Source organism: Candidatus Nanopelagicales bacterium (assembly GCA_041393815.1).
Taxonomy (GTDB): Bacteria; Actinomycetota; Actinomycetes; order S36-B12; family JAWKJK01; genus JAWKJK01.
In genome coordinates this window covers 36,808-54,383 of the sequence record JAWKJK010000005.1, presented here as the reverse complement: position 1 = coordinate 54,383, position 17,576 = coordinate 36,808, and the positions used below count along the sequence as shown (strand labels likewise).

16 protein-coding genes, 2 tRNA genes and 1 pseudogene are annotated in these 17,576 nt (G+C 73.3%); 10 read left to right on the top strand and 9 right to left on the bottom strand.

What is annotated here, in order from left to right:
* Positions 1 to 6: 6 nt before the first annotated feature.
* From R2737_14305 to rpmH, 9 genes and pseudogenes are all read right to left on the bottom strand, one after another.
* Positions 7 to 1,092 carry a ParB/RepB/Spo0J family partition protein gene (locus tag R2737_14305; protein ID MEZ5117428.1) on the bottom strand — a complete coding sequence of 362 codons (1,086 nt, stop codon included), beginning with the start codon at positions 1,090 to 1,092 and terminating at the stop codon, positions 7 to 9.
* Positions 1,093 to 1,144: 52 nt separating this feature from the next.
* Positions 1,145 to 2,089 (bottom strand): ParA family protein, encoded by a 945-nt coding sequence (locus R2737_14300; GenBank protein ID MEZ5117427.1) that lies wholly within the window; start codon positions 2,087 to 2,089, stop codon positions 1,145 to 1,147.
* Complete coding sequence (locus R2737_14295) at positions 2,086 to 2,394, bottom strand: hypothetical protein (protein MEZ5117426.1); 309 nt, start codon at positions 2,392 to 2,394, stop codon at positions 2,086 to 2,088. The genes R2737_14300 and R2737_14295 overlap by 4 nt, the downstream gene beginning before the upstream one ends.
* A 140-nt stretch (positions 2,395 to 2,534) precedes the next feature.
* A complete protein-coding gene (locus R2737_14290; GenBank protein ID MEZ5117425.1) occupies positions 2,535 to 3,293 on the bottom strand; it encodes a 16S rRNA (guanine(527)-N(7))-methyltransferase RsmG in 759 nt (252 codons plus the stop codon).
* 116 nt (positions 3,294 to 3,409) lie between these two features.
* Complete coding sequence (locus tag R2737_14285; protein MEZ5117424.1) at positions 3,410 to 3,997, bottom strand: R3H domain-containing nucleic acid-binding protein; 588 nt, start codon at positions 3,995 to 3,997, stop codon at positions 3,410 to 3,412.
* A gap of 8 nt (positions 3,998 to 4,005) precedes the next feature.
* Complete coding sequence (gene yidC / locus R2737_14280) at positions 4,006 to 5,016, bottom strand: membrane protein insertase YidC (protein MEZ5117423.1); 1,011 nt, start codon at positions 5,014 to 5,016, stop codon at positions 4,006 to 4,008.
* A gap of 231 nt (positions 5,017 to 5,247) precedes the next feature.
* A pseudogene (gene yidD, locus R2737_14275) lies at positions 5,248 to 5,460 on the bottom strand (membrane protein insertion efficiency factor YidD).
* A gap of 68 nt (positions 5,461 to 5,528) precedes the next feature.
* On the bottom strand, positions 5,529 to 5,906 hold the full coding sequence (locus R2737_14270) for a ribonuclease P protein component (GenBank protein MEZ5117422.1): 378 nt from the start codon (positions 5,904 to 5,906) through the stop codon (positions 5,529 to 5,531).
* A 60-nt stretch (positions 5,907 to 5,966) separates the two neighbouring features.
* Positions 5,967 to 6,101 (bottom strand): 50S ribosomal protein L34, encoded by a 135-nt coding sequence (gene rpmH, locus R2737_14265; GenBank protein MEZ5117421.1) that lies wholly within the window; start codon positions 6,099 to 6,101, stop codon positions 5,967 to 5,969.
* Between the two features lie 465 nt (positions 6,102 to 6,566).
* Between rpmH and dnaA the strand changes: the two genes are divergently transcribed.
* From dnaA to R2737_14215, 10 genes are all read left to right on the top strand, one after another.
* Entirely contained in the window at positions 6,567 to 8,231 is a 1,665-nt protein-coding gene (gene dnaA / locus R2737_14260; GenBank protein ID MEZ5117420.1) for a chromosomal replication initiator protein DnaA, read from the top strand.
* A 480-nt stretch (positions 8,232 to 8,711) separates the two neighbouring features.
* A complete protein-coding gene (gene dnaN, locus R2737_14255; protein MEZ5117419.1) occupies positions 8,712 to 9,851 on the top strand; it encodes a DNA polymerase III subunit beta in 1,140 nt (379 codons plus the stop codon).
* Positions 9,852 to 9,877: 26 nt separating this feature from the next.
* Complete coding sequence (gene recF, locus R2737_14250) at positions 9,878 to 11,014, top strand: DNA replication/repair protein RecF (GenBank protein MEZ5117418.1); 1,137 nt, start codon at positions 9,878 to 9,880, stop codon at positions 11,012 to 11,014.
* Complete coding sequence (locus tag R2737_14245; GenBank protein ID MEZ5117417.1) at positions 11,004 to 11,603, top strand: DciA family protein; 600 nt, start codon at positions 11,004 to 11,006, stop codon at positions 11,601 to 11,603. Before recF ends, R2737_14245 begins: the two co-directional genes overlap by 11 nt.
* 264 nt (positions 11,604 to 11,867) lie before the next feature.
* Positions 11,868 to 13,835: a DNA topoisomerase (ATP-hydrolyzing) subunit B gene (gene gyrB, locus R2737_14240; GenBank protein MEZ5117416.1), complete on the top strand. Its 1,968-nt coding sequence runs from the start codon at positions 11,868 to 11,870 to the stop codon at positions 13,833 to 13,835.
* 56 nt (positions 13,836 to 13,891) lie between these two features.
* Positions 13,892 to 16,576: a DNA gyrase subunit A gene (gene gyrA, locus R2737_14235; GenBank protein ID MEZ5117415.1), complete on the top strand. Its 2,685-nt coding sequence runs from the start codon at positions 13,892 to 13,894 to the stop codon at positions 16,574 to 16,576.
* A gap of 42 nt (positions 16,577 to 16,618) precedes the next feature.
* Positions 16,619 to 17,161, top strand: coding sequence for a DUF3566 domain-containing protein (locus R2737_14230; protein ID MEZ5117414.1), 543 nt, complete (start codon positions 16,619 to 16,621; stop codon positions 17,159 to 17,161).
* A 69-nt stretch (positions 17,162 to 17,230) separates the two neighbouring features.
* Positions 17,231 to 17,304 (top strand) — tRNA-Ile (locus R2737_14225).
* 1 nt (position 17,305) lies between these two features.
* Positions 17,306 to 17,431, top strand: coding sequence for a DLW-39 family protein (locus R2737_14220; protein ID MEZ5117413.1), 126 nt, complete (start codon positions 17,306 to 17,308; stop codon positions 17,429 to 17,431).
* Positions 17,432 to 17,445: 14 nt separating this feature from the next.
* Positions 17,446 to 17,518 (top strand) — tRNA-Ala (locus R2737_14215).
* The last annotated feature ends 58 nt before the right edge of the window (positions 17,519 to 17,576 follow it).

Sequence of the window (17,576 nt, the reverse complement as noted above, 5' to 3'; positions counted from 1 at the left end):
CCTCGGTCAGGAAAGGTCGGGATCGACCAGGCCCATGATCCGGCGCAGGTCGTCGACATCCGCGAAGTCGATGACGACACGCCCGCGGGAGGCCCCGGGCTCGATCCGGACCCGGGTGTCCAGGCGGTCGGCGAGACGCTCGGCCAGCGCGACCAGGTCCGGGTCGACGGCACGGGGGCCGCGGGGCCGGGGGGTCCTGTTGCGCGGGCGTCCGTCGCCGTCACCCACCATCACGATCTCCTCGACCGCGCGCACCGACAGCCCCTCGGCGACGACGCGCCCGGCCAGCCGGGTCATCGCCTCCTCGTCGTCCAGCGCGAGCAGCGCCCGCGCGTGCCCGGCGGACAGGACCCCGGCAGCGACCCGTCGCTGCACGTCGGTCGGCAGCCGCAGCAACCGGAGGGTGTTGGCCACCTGGGGACGGCTGCGACCCAGTCGCTGGGACAGCTCCTCCTGGGTGCAGCCGAAGTCCTGCAGCAGCTGGCTGTAGGCCGCGGCCTCCTCCAGCGGGTTGAGCTGGGCGCGGTGCAGGTTCTCCAGCAGGGCGTCGCGCAGCAGCGCGTCGTCGGTGGTCCGCCGCACGATGGCGGGGATCGTGTCCAGGCCGGCCTGCTGGGTCGCCCGCCACCGCCGCTCACCGGCGACCAGCTCGTAGCCACCGGCCTCCGCCGGGCGCACCACGACCGGCTGCAGCAGGCCGATCTCCCGGATCGAGTGCACCAGCTCGGCCAGCGCCTCCTCGTCGAAGACCTGCCGGGGCTGGCGCGGGTTGGGCACGATCGCGTCCACCGGGATCTCGGCGTACGTGGCCCCCGGCACCTCGTGCACAGCCTCGTCCTCGGTGTCCTCAACCCCGTCCACCTCGTCCACCGCGGCCGGTGCCCGGTCGGCGTGCCACCCCGGGGTGGCCGCCCCGGTGCCCACTGCGTCGGCGCCGGTGCCGGTGGTCGCGTCGGTGGCCGCATCGGGACCCGCGTCCGGTCGGTGGCCGTCGTGCGTCGGGGCGTCGGTCTCCTCCGACGGCTGCGTGGGGATCGGCGCCGTGGGGATCAGGGCCCCCAGGCCGCGGCCCAGCCCGCGCCGCACGCTCATCCGACCGCCTTTCGTCCGGTTCTGTGGTGGTTCGCCCTGGTATGTGATCGTGTCATCCCGGGGCCAGACCGGAGTCGCGTCCGGTCCGGGTGAGCTCGGCCGCGGCCTCCAGGTAGGACAGCGCCCCCGTCGACCCGGGATCGTAGGTGAGGACGGTCTGCCCGTAGGACGGTGCCTCCGACACCCGCACCGAGCGCGGGATCACGGTGGGCAGGACACGCGGGCCGAAGTGCTCCCGCACCTCCTCGGCCACCTGGGCGGCGAGCCGTGTCCGGCCGTCATACATGGTGAGCAGGATCGCGCTGACCTCGAGCTCGGGGTTGAGGTGAGCGCGCACCAGGTCCACGTTGCGCAGCAGCTGTCCCAGGCCCTCCAGCGCGTAGTACTCGCACTGGATCGGCAACAGGACCTCCCGCGCCGCGACCATCGCGTTGACGGTGAGCAGTCCCAGGGACGGCGGGCAGTCGATGAAGACGTAGTCCAGCGGTCGCCCGGACCGGCGCGCGTGCTGGGGCAGGTAGGCCTCGAGCGCCCGGCGCAGCCGGGACTCGCGGGCGACCAGCGAGACCAGCTCGATCTCCGCACCCGCCAGGTCGATGGTCGCCGGCACGCCCCACAGTCCCGGCACGCCGTCGGCGGCGCCCACCACGTCGGCCAGGGGGAGACCGTCGACGAGGACCTCGTAGACCGAGGGGGTGCCGGTGTGGTGCGGCAGGCCGAGTGCCGTGGAGGCGTTGCCCTGCGGGTCCAGATCGACGACGAGGACCTCCAGGCCGTGCAGCGCCAGAGCGGCGGCCAGGTTCACCGTGCTGGTGGTCTTGCCGACGCCACCCTTCTGGTTGGCCACCGTGACGACCCGGGTCCGGGGTGGGCGAGGCAGGTCGCCGGCCCGACCGGAGCGGACCCGGACCGCGGCGTGCGCCGACCGGGCCAACGGGGTGTCATCGGACTCCGCGGCGGGCCCGTGGTCCAGCCCGCCGTACCGGGGCGCGGTCACCCGTCGTCCCTGTCGGCGGCCGACGGGTCCGCGGCGGCCGACGGGTCCGCGGCGGGCGACGGGTCCGTGGCGGGCGACGGGTCCGCGGCGGCCGGCGGGTCGTCGTCCTCCGGCCAGCCCAGGCCGGCGCGGTGGGCGTCGTCCGGTACCCAGCCTCCGCCGCGTGTTTCACGGGAAACACCGGGGGACGGCGCCACCTCGGTGGGATCCGGCGCCGTCAGCGGCCCCGGCCCGTCCGGGTCCCAGCCGGCCGTGCTCGGCCAGCCCAGGCCCGAGGGGTGCGCCGGGCGGTCCGGGTCGGTCATCGTCGCTCCTCGGGGTCTCGCTCGGGTCCGGCCCCGCGGGTCAGGGCTGGGGTGGGCCGTTCGGCTCCGGCCCCTCGGGGAGGGCCCCTCGGGGTGGGCCGCTGGGGTCTCGGTCCCTCCGGTGGGCGCCGGTCGGGCCGCTACGGAGTGGTCCGGGAGGCACCCGGTCGGTTCCGTGGGGTCCCGCCGGAGCGGCCGCCCCGCCGGGACCGGCCGGCCGGCGGGGACCATCCTCTCGCGCCCAGGACCGCGCGGACCACCGTGGTCGGGGGATCCACCACCCCGTCCCCGCACCGCACGACGTCCAGCGTCGTCACCCCGCCGGCCCGCAGGGTCGCGGCGGCGGCCTCCAGCTCCTGCCCGGCCGACGCGCCCTTGAGTGCCAGCAGCACACCGCCGGGGCGGGCCAGCGGCAACGTCCAGGCCGCCAGCCGGTCCAGCGGGGCGACCGCGCGGGCGGTGACGACCGTGGCACCGGGGCCGCCGGCGAGCTCCTCCGCCCGGGCCCGGCTGACCCGGACGCGGTCGGCGAACCGCGGGTCGGGGCCGTGCGAGGTGGCGACGTCCAGGGCGGCGACCGCCTCCTCCAGGAAGGTGGCCCGCCGCAGCAGCGGCTCGACCAGCTCCACCCGCAGGTCCGGACGCACCAGCGCCCACACCAGGCCCGGGAGCCCGGCGCCGGACCCGACGTCGACGACGGCCGCCGACGGCGGCACCAGCCCGGCGGCGGGATCGGCCACGACCGCGCAGTTGAGCAGGTGCCGCTCCCACAGCCGGGGCACCTCCCGAGGACCGATCAGCCCCCGCTCGACCCCGTCCCCGGCGAGGAGTCGGGCGTAGGCCACCAGGCCGGCCCGGGCCGGTCGCAGCCACTCCGGGAGCGTCTCGGCCGGGGGCACGTGCTCCGCTGCCCGCGGGTCCGAGTCGCGCGACGGGGGCGACGACGGATCGGGGGACGGTGTTTCACGGGAAACACCGTCGCCGGGGGAGCGTTCGGACGGGGTCACGTCGGCCCTCAGGCGGGCCGGACCACGACCCGGCGCTGCGGCTCCTCGCCCTCGGACTCGCTGACCAGGCCGGCCGCCGCGACCGCGTCGTGCACGACCTTGCGCTCGAACGGCGTCATCGGCTCCAGCCGCACCGGCTGACCGGTCTGCTTGACCCGCTCCGCAGCCTCGGTGCCGACCCTCTCCAGCGCCCGGCGCTTCTCGGCCCGGTAGCCGGCGACGTCGAGCATGAGCCGGGACCGCTCGCCGGTCTCCCGGGTGGCGGCCAGTCGGGCCAGGTCCTGCAGCGCGTCGAGGACCTCGCCCCCGTCGCCCACCAGGTGCCCCAGGTCGCCGGGCGACGCCTCGACGATGGACACCAGCGCTCGGTCACCCTCGACGTCGATGTCGATGTCCCCGTCGAGGTCGGCGATGTCGAGCAGGCCCTCGAGGTAGTCGGCGGCGGCGTCGCCCTCCTGGACCAGCAGCTCGGCTCCGGCGGCGGGCTTCGGCGTGCCCGCCTCCGCCGGTTCCTCCTGGGTGTCCAGGTCGATCTCCGCCACGACCTCGTCCACGGCGTCCTGCGGCATCCGGTCCTCCTGCGTGCTGTCGGTCATCGTCGGCCTCAGCGCTTCTTCGGTGGCGGGCCGGATCTCTTCGCCCGGGACTGCCGTTTGGGCTGGACCCGGGTGGGCGTCGGTGGTTCCTCCGCGGTGCCGACCGCCGAGCCGGACCCGGTCGTTCCGGCCCCGGAGGCGGTCGAGCCGGACCCGGTCGTCCCTGCCCCGGTGACCTCGGCGGCGCCGGAGCCGCCAGCCTTGCGCGCCGCCTTCTCCGCCTTGCGCTGCTGCCACGCCTCGTACGCCGGCGTCCCCGGCTGGGGGTTGTTGCGGATCACGTAGAACTGCTGGCCCATGGACCACAGGTTCGTGGTGAACCAGTAGACGAGCACGCCCACGGGGAAGTTGATGCCGCCGACGGCGAAGACCAGCGGGAAGACGTACAGCAGGATCTTCTGCTGCCGCACGATCGGGTTGTCCGGCGCGGTGTTCTTCACGATCAGCTGGCGCTGGGTGATGAACGTCGTGGTGGACATCAGGATGATCAGGATCAGCGTGAGGATGTGCGTGGCCGTCGGGTTCGGCGTCTCGGCGGCACCCAGGAAGGTGCCGTACAGCGGCACCCCGAGGAAGACCGCCTCGCGGGCGGACTCGAACTGGGCGGCGTACTGCGGCCACTGGAACACCCCCTGCGGGGTGTTGGTCGCGATGCCCTGCAGCACCGAGAACAGCGCGAAGAAGATCGGCGCCTGCAGCAGGATCGGCAGGCAGGAGGCCAGCGGGTTGGTCCCGGTCTCCCGGTAGAGCTTCATCATCTCCTGCGACTGCCGCTCGCGGTCGCCGGCGTACTTCTTCTGGATCTCCTTCATCTGCGGCTGGATCAGCTGCAGGTTGCGCTGGGACTTGATCTGCTTCACGAACAGCGGGATCAGCAGGATCCGGATGACGATCACGAGGCCGACGATCGACAGCACCCAGGTGACGCCCGCCCCGGGGTCCATGACGGTGCTGAGCAGGCTGTGGAACTGGACCAGGATCCAGGAGACCGCGGTGCGCAGCCAGTCGAGGATGAACACTCAGGCTCCCAGCGCTGTGGTGTGGTGGACGTCGCTGTGGTGGACGTCGCTGTGGTGGACGTCGCTGTGGTGGAGGTCCGTGGGACGGACGCCGGTTCGGTGATCACCGTCCGCGTGGACGTGGCCGCAGTCCGGATTCCGGTACGGATCGTCCGCTGACAGAGTCGTGGGGGGAGTGGCCGGGGTCCGCGGACGCCCGTCCGGCAAGATCTCCGGGCGCCAGGACCCCGGGGGCGGCACCGGGTCCAGTCCGCCGGCGTTCCAGGGGTTGCAGCGCAGCACCCGCCAGGACGACAGCAGGAACCCCTTGACCGGGCCGTGCCGCCGCACGCTGCCCAGCGCGTACGCCGAGCACGAGGGGTGGAACCGGCAGGTCGGCGGTGTCAGCGGCGAGATGACCAGCTGGTAGAAGCGGATCAGCCCGATCAGCACCCAGCCGAGCACCCGGCCCAGCGTCAGCGACCAGGCCCGATGCAGCGCCGACACAACGGCGGTCAGGCTCGGCGCGCCGCTCATGAGCCGGACCGCCCTGCGGTCGCCGACGCGGGGGTCAGGACCGCGGCCAGTGCGGCGTCGAGGTCGGCGCCCATCCGGGCGGAGTCCGCGGTGGCCGCGTCGGGGAGCGCCCGCACGACCAGGCGGGACCCGGCGGGGACCCGGTCCAGACGGGCCCGGACCAGCTCGCGCAGCCGCCGGGTGACCCGGTGCCGGACCACCGAGGAGCCCACAGAGCGCCCGGTCACGAAGGCCGCCCGCGCCGGAGCCGCGGGGTGGGCGTCCGGATCGGTGTGCAGGTGGACCACGAGCACGCCCCGGGACGCGCGGCGACCGCGCCGGACGGTGCGACGGATGTCGTCACCGCGGCGCAACCGGTGCGGGGCGGGCAGCATCGCGGGCCGTGGTCGGCGAGCCGGGCGTGGTGGACGCACGACGTCCCGGGCGGGCGTCGGTCAGGCCGACAGGCGGGCGCGGCCCTTGGACCGGCGGGCCGAGATGATCGAGCGACCGGCCCGGGTCCGCATCCGCAGCCGGAAGCCGTGGGTCTTGGCGCGCCGACGGGTGTTCGGCTGGAACGTGCGCTTCATGCGGGGCTCCTGGTCGCGCGTCGCCGGTCGCCGGGACCGGTCGGGGAAGGTGCGGAGGACAGCGGGCCACGGTCAGCCGCCACCGGACGCCGACGCCCCGCACCCCGCGCGCCGCCTCGGCCGATCACGGATCGGTCGGGCAGGGTCGGGGCCCGGACTGCGTGGGCATGCGACAACGGCCGCGTACGCGGACCGCCCCCGAGGGTACGAAGCGCCGGCCGGGCCGGTCAAACCCGGTCCGGGAGCGACACCCGGTGCCCTCGCCGCTCGGGGAACCTGGCAGCATCACACCCGGTCCTGCGGACACCTGCGCGACACGCCGGGGACCACCCGTGTTTTCGTCCCGACCTGAGGACAACGGCTTGAACCGGCCCCCCGCCGGTGACTAGTGTCCCCGCTCGGTCCCTACCGTCCACACCTGTGGACAACGTTGTGGATCATTGTCGCGGGGGAGACGGAGGGTCTGTGGACAACGCGGTCGACCTCGCCAGCGTCTGGACCCGGGCCCTCGACAGCCTCTCCGACGGCGCCCTGTCCCCCCAGCAGCGGGCGTTCGTCGGACTGACCCGCCCGCTCGGCCTGGTCGAGGACACCGCGCTGGTCGCCGCGCCGAACGAGTTCACCAAGGACGTGCTGGAGACCCGGCTGCGCCCGCTGGTCGTGGACGCCCTCAGCGCCATCGTCGGCCGGGAGATCCGGCTGGCGGTGACCGTCGACCCCTCGATCGCGCCCAGCCTGGACGAGGACGCCACCGACGAGGTCGCCGACGCTACCTACGCCGGCGACCCCGGCCCGACCGGGGCCGCCGCCACTGCCGGGGCCGGTCCGTCGGTGCGCGAGGCCGGCACCGGCCCGAACGAGCCGACGGCCGGCGAGGCGGGTCCGGCCACCGTGGGCCTGCTCACCCGCACCGGTCCGGCGACCAGCCACCCCGATGGCCGGTCCCCCGACAGCCGGACCGCCGACACCCGCACCCCCGTACCCCCGGCGCAGCCGGCCGTCGGACCGGCCGCCGCCGACCGGCCGCCCCTGCACCTCGTGGGGTCGCAGGACCAGCGCCCGGGCACCGGCTCGCCGACGGCTCGCGCCGAGGACGGCCGGCTCAACGCGAAGTACACCTTCGACACGTTCGTCATCGGCTCCAGCAACCGGTTCGCGCACGCCGCGGCCGTCGCGGTCGCCGAGCAGCCGGCGAAGGCCTACAACCCGCTGTTCGTCTACGGCGAGTCCGGCCTGGGCAAGACCCACCTGCTGCACGCGATCGGGCACTACACCCGCACGCTGTACCAGGGCACCCGGGTCCGCTACGTGAGCTCGGAGGAGTTCACCAACGAGTTCATCAACAGCATCCGCGACGACAAGGCGGCCGCGTTCCAGCGCCGCTACCGCGACGTGGATGTGCTGCTCGTGGACGACATCCAGTTCCTGTCCGGCAAGGTGCAGACGCAGGAGGAGTTCTTCCACACGTTCAACACGCTGCACAACGCCAACAAGCAGATCGTCGTCACCTCGGACCTGCCGCCCAAGCAGTTGCAGGACTTCGAGGACCGGATGCGTTCGCGGTTCGAGTGGGGCCTCATCACCGACGTCCAGCCGCCGGACCTGGAGACCCGGATCGCCATCCTGCGCAAGAAGTCCGCGCAGGAGCGGCTGGTCGCCCCGCCCGAGGTGCTGGAGTACATCGCCTCGAAGATCTCCACCAACATCCGCGAGCTCGAGGGCGCGCTGATCCGGGTCACCGCGTTCGCCAGCCTCAACCGTCAGCCGGTGGACCTCGGCCTGGCGGAGGTCGTGCTCAAGGACCTCATCCCCTCCGACACCGGCCCGGAGATCACGGCCGCGCTGATCATGTCCCAGTCGGCGGCGTACTTCGGGGTGTCGGTCGACGACCTGTGCGGGTCCTCGCGCAGCCGGGTGCTGGTGACCGCCCGCCAGATCGCGATGTACCTGTGCCGGGAGCTCACCGACCTGTCCCTGCCCAAGATCGGCCAGGCCTTCGGCGGCCGCGACCACACCACCGTCATGCACGCCGACCGCAAGATCCGCCAGCTGATGGCCGAGCGGCGCAGCCTCTACAACCAGGTCACCGACCTCACCAGCCGGATCAAGTCGCAGGCCCGCGCCGGCTGACCCCCGGGGGGCAGACCCCGGGGCCGTCCCCGCGTCATCCCCCGCTTGGGGACAGTCATGTGGATCTTCGTCCCGATCGGTGGGACGTCGCCGACGGCACCCCTGTCCGCCTCGTACGGCGACCCTGGGCGCGCGTGCGACTCCCGGCCGGCCTGTGGACAACCCACCCAGGGTCCGGGGACCGGTCGGGGACGGACCTGGGGATGGTGGACTGCCGGCCCGGCCGGGGCGGTGCTCCTCCCGAGCCGTCCACAGCCGGGCCCGGCCCCGTCCCCAGCCGCTGGGGACGGCGACACGCGGTCCGACCTGCACGGATGCGGCGTGTCCCCAGCATCCACCGCCCCGATGATGACGACGGGACTGATACTCACGGCAGCGGAATCCCCAGACCCACGCACCGAGCGGCCTGGGGACGGTGCGGCATGCACGGCACCCCCCGGTGCTGACAGGATGCGGGCACCTCGTCGTTGGGAGGACACGTTGAAGTTCCGGGTCGAGCGGGACGTGCTCGCCGATGCCGTCGCCTGGGCGGCGCGCACCCTGCCCTCGCGGCCGTCGCTGCCGGTGCTGGCCGGGCTGATGGTCGAGGCGGACCCCACCTCCGACGACGGACTGCGGCTGTCCAGCTTCGACTACGAGGTGTCCGCCCGGGTCGGCGTGGCCGCCGACGTGGAGGAGCCGGGCCGCGCGCTGGTGTCCGGTCGGCTGCTGGCCGACATCGCCCGGTCGCTGCCCGCGCAGCCGGTGCAGCTGGCGCTGGAGGGCACCCGGGTGACCGTGCGCTGCGGGCGCTCGTCGTTCACCCTGCCGACGCTGCCCGTCGACGACTACCCCAGCCTCCCGGCGATGCCCACGACCTCCGGCTCCGTGGCCGGCGCGACCCTGGCCGCCGCCGTCGCGCAGGTCGCCGTGGCCGCCGGGCGTGACGACACCCTGCCCACGCTGACCGGCATCCGGCTGGAGATCGACGGCGGCACCGTGACCCTCGCCGCCACCGACCGCTACCGGCTCGCGGTGCGCGAGTTCGCCTGGTCGCCGGAGTCCTCGGGCCTGGAGGCACAGGCGCTGGTGCCCGCGCGCACGCTGGCCGAGACCGCGAAGTCGTTGGCGGGGGCCGAGATCGTGGAGATCGCGCTGGCCTCCGGGGGCGTCGGCGAGGGGCTCATCGGGTTCGAGGGGCAGGGGCGGAGGACGACGACCCGACTGCTCGACGGGGAGTTCCCCAAGTACCGCTCGCTGCTGCCCAACGAGGCCGCGACCGTCGCCTCGGTGGAGACCGGCCCGCTGGTCGAGGCCGTGAAGCGCGTGGCGCTGGTCGCCGAGCGCAACACCCCGGTGCGGCTGGCGTTCGAGGGCGAGGAGCTGCTGCTCAGCGCCGGGACCGGCGACGAGGCGCAGGCCTCGGAGGCGCTGGAGTGCCGGGTGGAGGGCGACGCGATCGAGATCGCCTTCAACCCGCAGTACCTGCTCGACGGTCTGGGTGCCGTCGACGCCCCGGTGATCCGGCTGTCGTTCACCCAGTCCAACCGGCCGGCGGTGCTGTCGGGGGCGGCGGAGGTCGGCGCCGAGCCGGCACCGGAGTACCGCTACCTGCTCATGCCGGTCCGGCTGGCCGGCTGACGGGCGCCCCGGCGTCCGCTGCCGCCGTGCTCGTCCGCAGGCTCGCCCTCACCGACTTCCGCAGCTACCCCGAGGTCGACCTCCTCCTCGAACCCGGCGTCACCGCGCTGGTCGGCCCCAACGGGCAGGGCAAGACCAACCTGGTCGAGGCCGTCGGCTACCTCGCCACCCTCGGCAGCCACCGGGTCGCCACCGACGCTCCGCTGGTCCGCGCCGGCGCGGAGCGCGCCGTGGTCCGCGCCGAGGTGGTCCGCGGCGACCGGTCGCTGCTGCTCGAGGTGGAGATCGCGCCGGGACGGTCCAACCGGGCGCGCATCAACCGCGCACCGGTGCCGCGGGCCCGTGAGGTGCTCGGGCTGCTGCGCACCGTGCTGTTCGCACCGGAGGACCAGGCGCTGGTCAAGGGAGACCCGTCGGACCGCCGACGCTTCCTGGACGACCTGCTCGTGCAGCGGGCGCCCCGGTTCGCCGGGGTGCGCGCGGACTACGAGCGGGTGCTCAAGCAGCGCAACGCGCTGCTGAAGTCCGCCGGCATCGCGCGGCGCTCGCACGAGGGGGAGGTCGTCCGCACGCTGGAGGTCTGGGACACCCAGCTCGCCACCCTGGGGGCCGACCTGCTGGCGGCGCGGCTGGACCTGGTGTCCTCGCTGCAGCCCCTGGTGGCGGCCTCGTACGACGCGGTGTCGTCCGGCGGTGCCGCCACCACGCTGCGGTACCAGTCCTCGCTGGGCGAGCTGGACCCGGGGGTGGACCGCTCCGGGCTGGAGCAGGTCATCCTCGATGCGGTCGCCGCCCGGCGCCGGGACGAGTTGGACCGCGGCGTCACCCTGGTCGGGCCGCACCGCGACGACCTGCGCCTGCTGCTGGGCGAGTTCCCTGCCAAGGGCTATGCCTCGCACGGCGAGTCCTGGTCGTACGCGCTGGCACTCAAGCTGGCCTGCTACGACCTGCTGCGCGGCGAGGCGGGCCCCGACGGCGAGCCGGTGCTGGTGCTCGACGACGTGTTCGCCGAGCTGGACACCCGGCGCCGGCGCAGGCTGGCCGAGCTGGTCGCCCCCGCGCCGCAGGTGCTGGTGACCGCGGCCGTGGCCGAGGACGTCCCCGTCGAGCTCGACGGGGGACGGGTCGACGTCCTGGACGGGCAGGTGCGCCGTGTCGCCTGACCGGCCGGACGAGGGGCCCGAGAGCCGGCCGGCGGCGGACGGGGTGGACCTGGCGCGCGCGGCGCTGGCCCGGGCCCGCGCGGACGCCCGGCGGCGCACCCGGGCCGACACCGGTGGCTCCGGTGGGGCGCCGACGTCCCGGCCGACCGCGCGGTCCGGCGCGGTGCGGCGCGTGGCGCCGGACGAGGAGCCCCGCTCGGGCCCGGGCCCGGACGAGCGTGACCCGCAGCGGCTCGGCAGCGCCGTCGACCGGCTGGTGCGCGAGCGCGGCTGGCAGGCCGAGGCGGCCGCGGGGGGCCTGATCGGCCGGTGGCGGGAGATCGTCGGACCGGACCTGGCCGAGCACGTGGTCCCGGAGTCGTTCGAGCCCGGCCCGGACGGCCGCGGCGGGCGGTTGCTGCTGCGCGCGTCGTCCACGGCCTGGGCCACCCAGCTGCGGCTGCTGCTGCCGTCGCTGCGCTCCCGTCTCGATGCCGAGCTCGGCGGCGGCGTCATCCGGGACGTGCGGGTGGTCGGCCCGGCCGCGCCGGTACGCCCCTCCGGTCCCCGCCGGGTGCCCGGCCGCGGTCCGCGGGACACCTACGGCTGACGCCGACACGGTTTCCGGCAGCCAGACGCCCTCGGACCGGTTCCGCGAGGGGGGACACCGGACCGGGGGGTCGACGCGCCCACGTTGTCCCCAGGGGCCGTCCCGAGCCGGTCGGGGCCCCGCAACGCGGTAGGATGAGCCGAACACACAGGCCGCTTCCCCGGCCCCCGGCGCGTCCGCGCGCCGGCCGGAGCGAGCGGCCTGTGCCGTGACCGGGTCCGTACCGCGGCCGGTCCGCCCGAGGCCCGAGGAGGCACCTCCGCCGTGTCGTACGACGCCAGCGCGATCACCGTGCTCGAGGGGCTCGACGCGGTGCGCAAGCGCCCGGGCATGTACATCGGCTCCACCGGGGAGCGCGGCCTGCACCACCTGGTCTACGAGGTCGTCGACAACTCCGTCGACGAGGCGATGGCCGGCTACGCCTCCCAGATCTCGGTGAGCCTGCTCGACGACGGCGCGGTGCGCGTCGTCGACGACGGTCGCGGCATCCCCGTCGACGAGCACCCGGTGGAGAAGAAGCCCGCGGTCGAGGTCGTCCTCACCGTGCTGCACGCCGGCGGCAAGTTCGGCGGCGGCGGCTACTCGGTGTCCGGCGGTCTGCACGGCGTCGGCGTGTCCGTCGTCAACGCGCTGTCCACCCGCCTGGACGTGGAGGTGCGCCGGGACGGGTACGTGTGGCGGCAGTCCTACCTGCACGGCGTCCCCACGGCTCCTCTCGCCCGCGGAGAGGCCACCGACTCCACCGGCACCACGGTCACGTTCTGGGCCGACCAGGACATCTTCGAGACGACGCACTACGACTTCGAGACGCTGTCGCGCCGGTTCCAGGAGATGGCGTTCCTCAACAAGGGCATGACCATCTCGCTGACCGACGAGCGGGCGGTCGAGACCCCCGCGATCGACGACGACGGTGACGTGGAGGAGCTGCAGCAGCGCTCGGTCACCTACCACTACGAGGGCGGCATCGCCGACTTCGTCACGTACCTCAACGCCAGCAAGGGCCCGGCCAACCCCACCGTGATCGACGTGTCGGCGGAGACCGACGACCAGCGCATGAGCGCCGAGATCGCGATGCAGTGGAACAGCGGCTTCTCGGAGTCGGTCTACACGTTCGCCAACACCATCAACACCACCGAGGGCGGCACCCATGAGGAGGGCTTCCGGGCGGCGCTGACGACGCTGCTCAACAAGTTCGCCCGCGAGTGGGGCGTGCTCAAGGACAAGGACGCCAACCTCACCGGCGAGGACATCCGCGAGGGACTCACCGCGATCGTCAGCGTCAAGCTGGCCGAGCCGCAGTTCGAGGGCCAGACCAAGACCAAGCTCGGCAACACCGAGATGAAGACGTTCGTGCAGAAGCTGGTCAACGAGCAGCTCGGCGAGTGGCTGGAGAAGAACCCGGCCGAGGGCAAGGAGATCGCGCGCAAGTCGGTCAACGCCGCCTCCGCGCGGATCGCGGCCCGCAAGGCGCGCGACCTGGCCCGCAACCGCAAGGGCCTGCTCGGCGGGTCCGGCATGCCGGGGAAGCTCATCGACTGCTCCTCCCGCGAGCCGGAGGAGTGCGAGATCTTCATCGTCGAGGGAGACAGCGCCGGCGGGTCCGCGCGGCAGGGGCGCGACCCGCGGATCCAGGCGATCCTCCCGATCCGCGGCAAGATCCTCAACGTCGAGAAGGCCCGCATCGACAAGGTGCTGCAGAACAACGAGGTGCAGGCGCTGATCTCGGCGTTCGGCACCGGCGTGCACGACGACTTCGACATCAACCGGCTGCGCTACCACAAGGTCGTGCTGATGGCCGACGCCGACGTCGACGGCCAGCACATCCGCACCCTGCTGCTGACGCTGCTGTTCCGGTTCATGCGACCGCTGGTCGAGCGGGGGCACGTGTTCCTCGCCCAGCCCCCGCTGTACAAGATCAAGTGGCAGCGCGAGACCGCGGAGTTCGCGTACTCCGACCGCGAGCGGGACGCGCTGATGGAGACCGGCCTGGCCGCCGGGCGCAAGCTGCCCAAGGAGGAGGGCGTGCAGCGCTACAAGGGCCTCGGCGAGATGAACGCCGACGAGTTGTGGGAGACCACCATGGACCCGGAGCGCCGGGTGCTGCTGCAGGTCACGCTCGACGATGCCGCCCAGGCCGACGAGATGTTCACCGTCCTCATGGGCGAGGACGTGGAGGCCCGCCGCAACTTCATCCAGCGCAACGCCAAGGACGTCCGGTTCCTCGACATCTGACGTGCGAGGCCGGCGCCCCGCGGCGCCGGTTCCGCGCCGGAAGGACTGACTGACCCGTGCCCGACGACACCGACATCACCGGCACCGACCTGCCCGGCCCCGGGACCCCCGGCTCCGGCTCCGGCGACGAGGGGGATCCGACGCTGCACCACCGGATCGAGCCGGTGGACCTGCAGGTCGAGATGCAGCGGTCCTACCTGGACTACTCGATGTCCGTCATCGTGTCCCGGGCGCTGCCGGACGTGCGGGACGGCCTGAAGCCGGTGCACCGCCGGGTGCTGTACGCGATGTACGACGGCGGCTACCGGCCGGACCGCAACTTCTCCAAGTCCGCCCGGGTCGTCGGCGACGTCATGGGCAACTACCACCCGCACGGTGACTCCGCGATCTACGACGCGCTGGTGCGGCTGGCGCAGCCGTGGTCGCTGCGCTACCCGCTGGTGCAGGGACAGGGCAACTTCGGCTCGCCGGGCAACGACCCGCCGGCGGCGCAGCGCTACACCGAGTGCCGGATGGCGCCGCTGGCGATGGAGATGGTGCGCGACATCGACGAGGAGACCGTCGACTTCGCGCCGAACTACGACGGCCGCACGCTGGAGCCGGTGGTGCTGCCGGCACGGTTCCCGAACCTGCTGGTCAACGGCAGCGCGGGCATCGCGGTCGGGATGGCGACCAACATTCCGCCGCACAACCTGCGCGAGGTCGCCGACGGCGTGCTGTGGGCGCTGCAGAACCCCGACGCCAGCCGCGAGGAGCGGATGGAGGCGCTGCTGGAGCGGGTGAAGGGCCCGGACTTCCCGACCGGGGCGCTGATCGTCGGCAGGCACACGATCGAGCAGGCCTACCGGACCGGCCGCGGCTCGATCACGATGCGCGCGGTCGTCACGGTGGAGGAGGACTCCCGCGGGCGCACGTACCTGCTGGTCACCGAGCTGCCCTACCAGGTCAACCCGGACAACCTGCTGCTGCGCATCGCCGAGCTGGTCAGCGACGGCAAGCTGTCGGGCATCTCCGACGTGCGCGACGACTCCTCCTCGCGCACCGGCATGCGGCTGATCATCGAGCTCAAGCGCGACGCCGTGCCGCAGGTGGTGCTCAACAACCTGTTCAAGCACACCCAGCTGCAGGACACCTTCGGCGCCAACATGCTGGCGCTGGTCGACGGGGTCCCGCGCACGCTGACGCTGGAGCAGTTCGTCCGCTACTGGATCAACCACCAGATCGAGGTCATCCAGCGGCGCACGCGCTACCGGCTGCGCAAGGCCGAGGAGCGCGCGCACATCCTGCGCGGCTACCTCAAGGCCCTCGACGCCCTCGACGAGGTCATCGCGCTGATCCGGGCGTCGGCGACGGTGGAGGACGCCCGCGTCGGGTTGATGGCGCTGCTGGAGATCGACGAGGTCCAGGCCACCGCGATCCTGGACATGCAGCTGCGCCGGCTGGCCGCCCTGGAGCGGCAGAAGATCATCGACGAGTACGACGACCTGATGGCGAAGATCGCCGACTACAACGACATCCTCGCCTCCGAGGCCCGGCAGCGGACCATCGTCGCCGACGAGCTCACCGAGGTCGTCGACAAGTACGGCGACGACCGGCGCACCTCGTTCGTGCCCTGGGACGGCGACATGTCCGACGAGGACTTCATCGCCGAGGAGGACGTGGTCGTCACCATCACCGCGGGCGGCTACGCCAAGCGCACCCGCAGCGACCTGTACCGCGCGCAGCGGCGCGGCGGCAAGGGCGTACGCGGCGCGCAGCTGCGGCAGGACGACGCGGTCGAGCACTTCTTCGTGACCACGACGCACCACTGGATCCTGTTCTTCACCGACAAGGGACGGGTCTACCGGGCGAAGGCCTACCAGCTGCCCGAGACCGCGCGGGACGCCCGCGGCCAGCACGTGGCGAATCTGCTGGCGTTCCAGCCGGACGAGGCGATCGCCCAGGTGCTGTGCCTGCGCGACTACGAGCAGGCTCCGTACCTCGTGCTCGCCACCCGGTCGGGGATGGTGAAGAAGACCCGGCTGGGCGAGTTCGACTCCAACCGCACCGGCGGCATCATCGCCATCAACCTGTCCGACGACGACGAGGTGATCTCCGCGCAGCTGGTGGGTCCGGAGGATGACCTGCTGCTGGTGTCCCGCAAGGGGATGTCGGCTCGGTTCGGCGCCGACGACGCGCAGCTGCGCCCGATGGGCCGGGCGACGTCCGGCGTGATCGGCATGCGGTTCCGCGGTGACGACGCGCTGCTGTCGATGGACGTGGTCCGCCCCGATGCGTACGTCGTCACGGTGACCGACGGCGGCTACGCCAAGCGCACGTCGGTGCAGGAGTGGGCGACCAAGGGCCGCGGCATCCTCGGGGTCCGCGCGATGCGGCTGGTCGAGGAGCGCGGCTCGCTGGTCGGGTCCCTGGTCTGCGACGTCGACGACGAGATCTTCGCGGTGGCCAGCAACGGGATCGTGATCCGCACGCGGGTGGCCGAGGTGCGGGCCTCCGGCCGGGACACCATGGGTGTGAAGCTGATGGATCTGGGCGCGGACGAGTCGGTGGTCGCGGTGGCCCGGCTGGCCGAGCCCGAGGCCGACGAGGACGAGGAGGACGGCGAGTCGGACGGTGCTGCGGACCCGGCGGTCGAGGGGCCCGCGGACGGCCCGAACCACGCCGAAGAGGTGGGTGGGGACGCGGATTCCGCTCCGAACGGTCATCATGGTGACTCGGACGGGCCCGACAGCGGGTCCTGACGCAGCGCGTCCGGGAGTTCCCCGGCGGCGGGAGAGGCGAGGATGAGCGGCACCCAGCGGACGGAGACGTCCGGCTCGGCGGGCACGCCGCCGTCCCCTGCGCAGCCGCCGCTGGACCCGCGGGTGGTGCGGTCCGCGCCGCTGACGCGGTCGGCGCCGCAGGCCGGGGCCCCCCCGATGACGGCCCAGGCCACCGGAGCAACGGTGCGGCCGACCGGCCCTCGGCGGGCCCGCCTCTACGTCACCCGGATCGACCCGTGGTCGGTGATGAAGGCGTCGTTCATGCTGGCGCTGTCCATCGCGATCGTGCTCGGGATCGCCGTCGCCGCGCTGTGGTACGTGCTGGACATGACCGGTGTCTTCGACGCGGTCTCCCGCAACGTCAACGAGGTCGTCGGCGGGGGGACCGAGACCTTCGACATGATGCAGCTCGTCGACTTCAACCGGGTCATGGGTGTGACCCTGGTGATCGGGTCGGTCGAGATCGTCATCGTCTCCATGCTGGCGACGCTGTTCGCGTTCCTCTACAACCTCACCGTCGGCATCACCGGCGGCCTGGAGGTCACGCTCTCCGACGACGCCTGAGCGCCGTCGGGCCCGCTGGCCGGTTTTGTCCCGTCCCGGAGGGGTCGGGTAGCCTTCTGCGCGCATCACGGGCCTATAGCTCAGACGGTTAGAGCGCTTCCCTGATAAGGAAGAGGCCGGAGGTTCAAGTCCTCCTAGGCCCACGTGAAGAAGTTGCTGCTCCTCGTCGCCCTTGCCGGAATCGGCTACCTCGTCTACCGCCAGGTCTCGGCCAGCCGGGCCGAGCAGGACCTGTGGACCGAGGCCACTGCGGCCCCGGACCTGCGCTGACCCTGGCCCCGTCCGGGGGCGTAGCTCAACTGGCAGAGCACCGCCTTTGCAAGGCGGGGGTTAGGGGTTCAAGTCCCCTCGCCTCCACCCGGATCACCCGCGCACCCGTCTGATCCTCGCGCGCGGGTCCGCAGCCCGCGTCGGA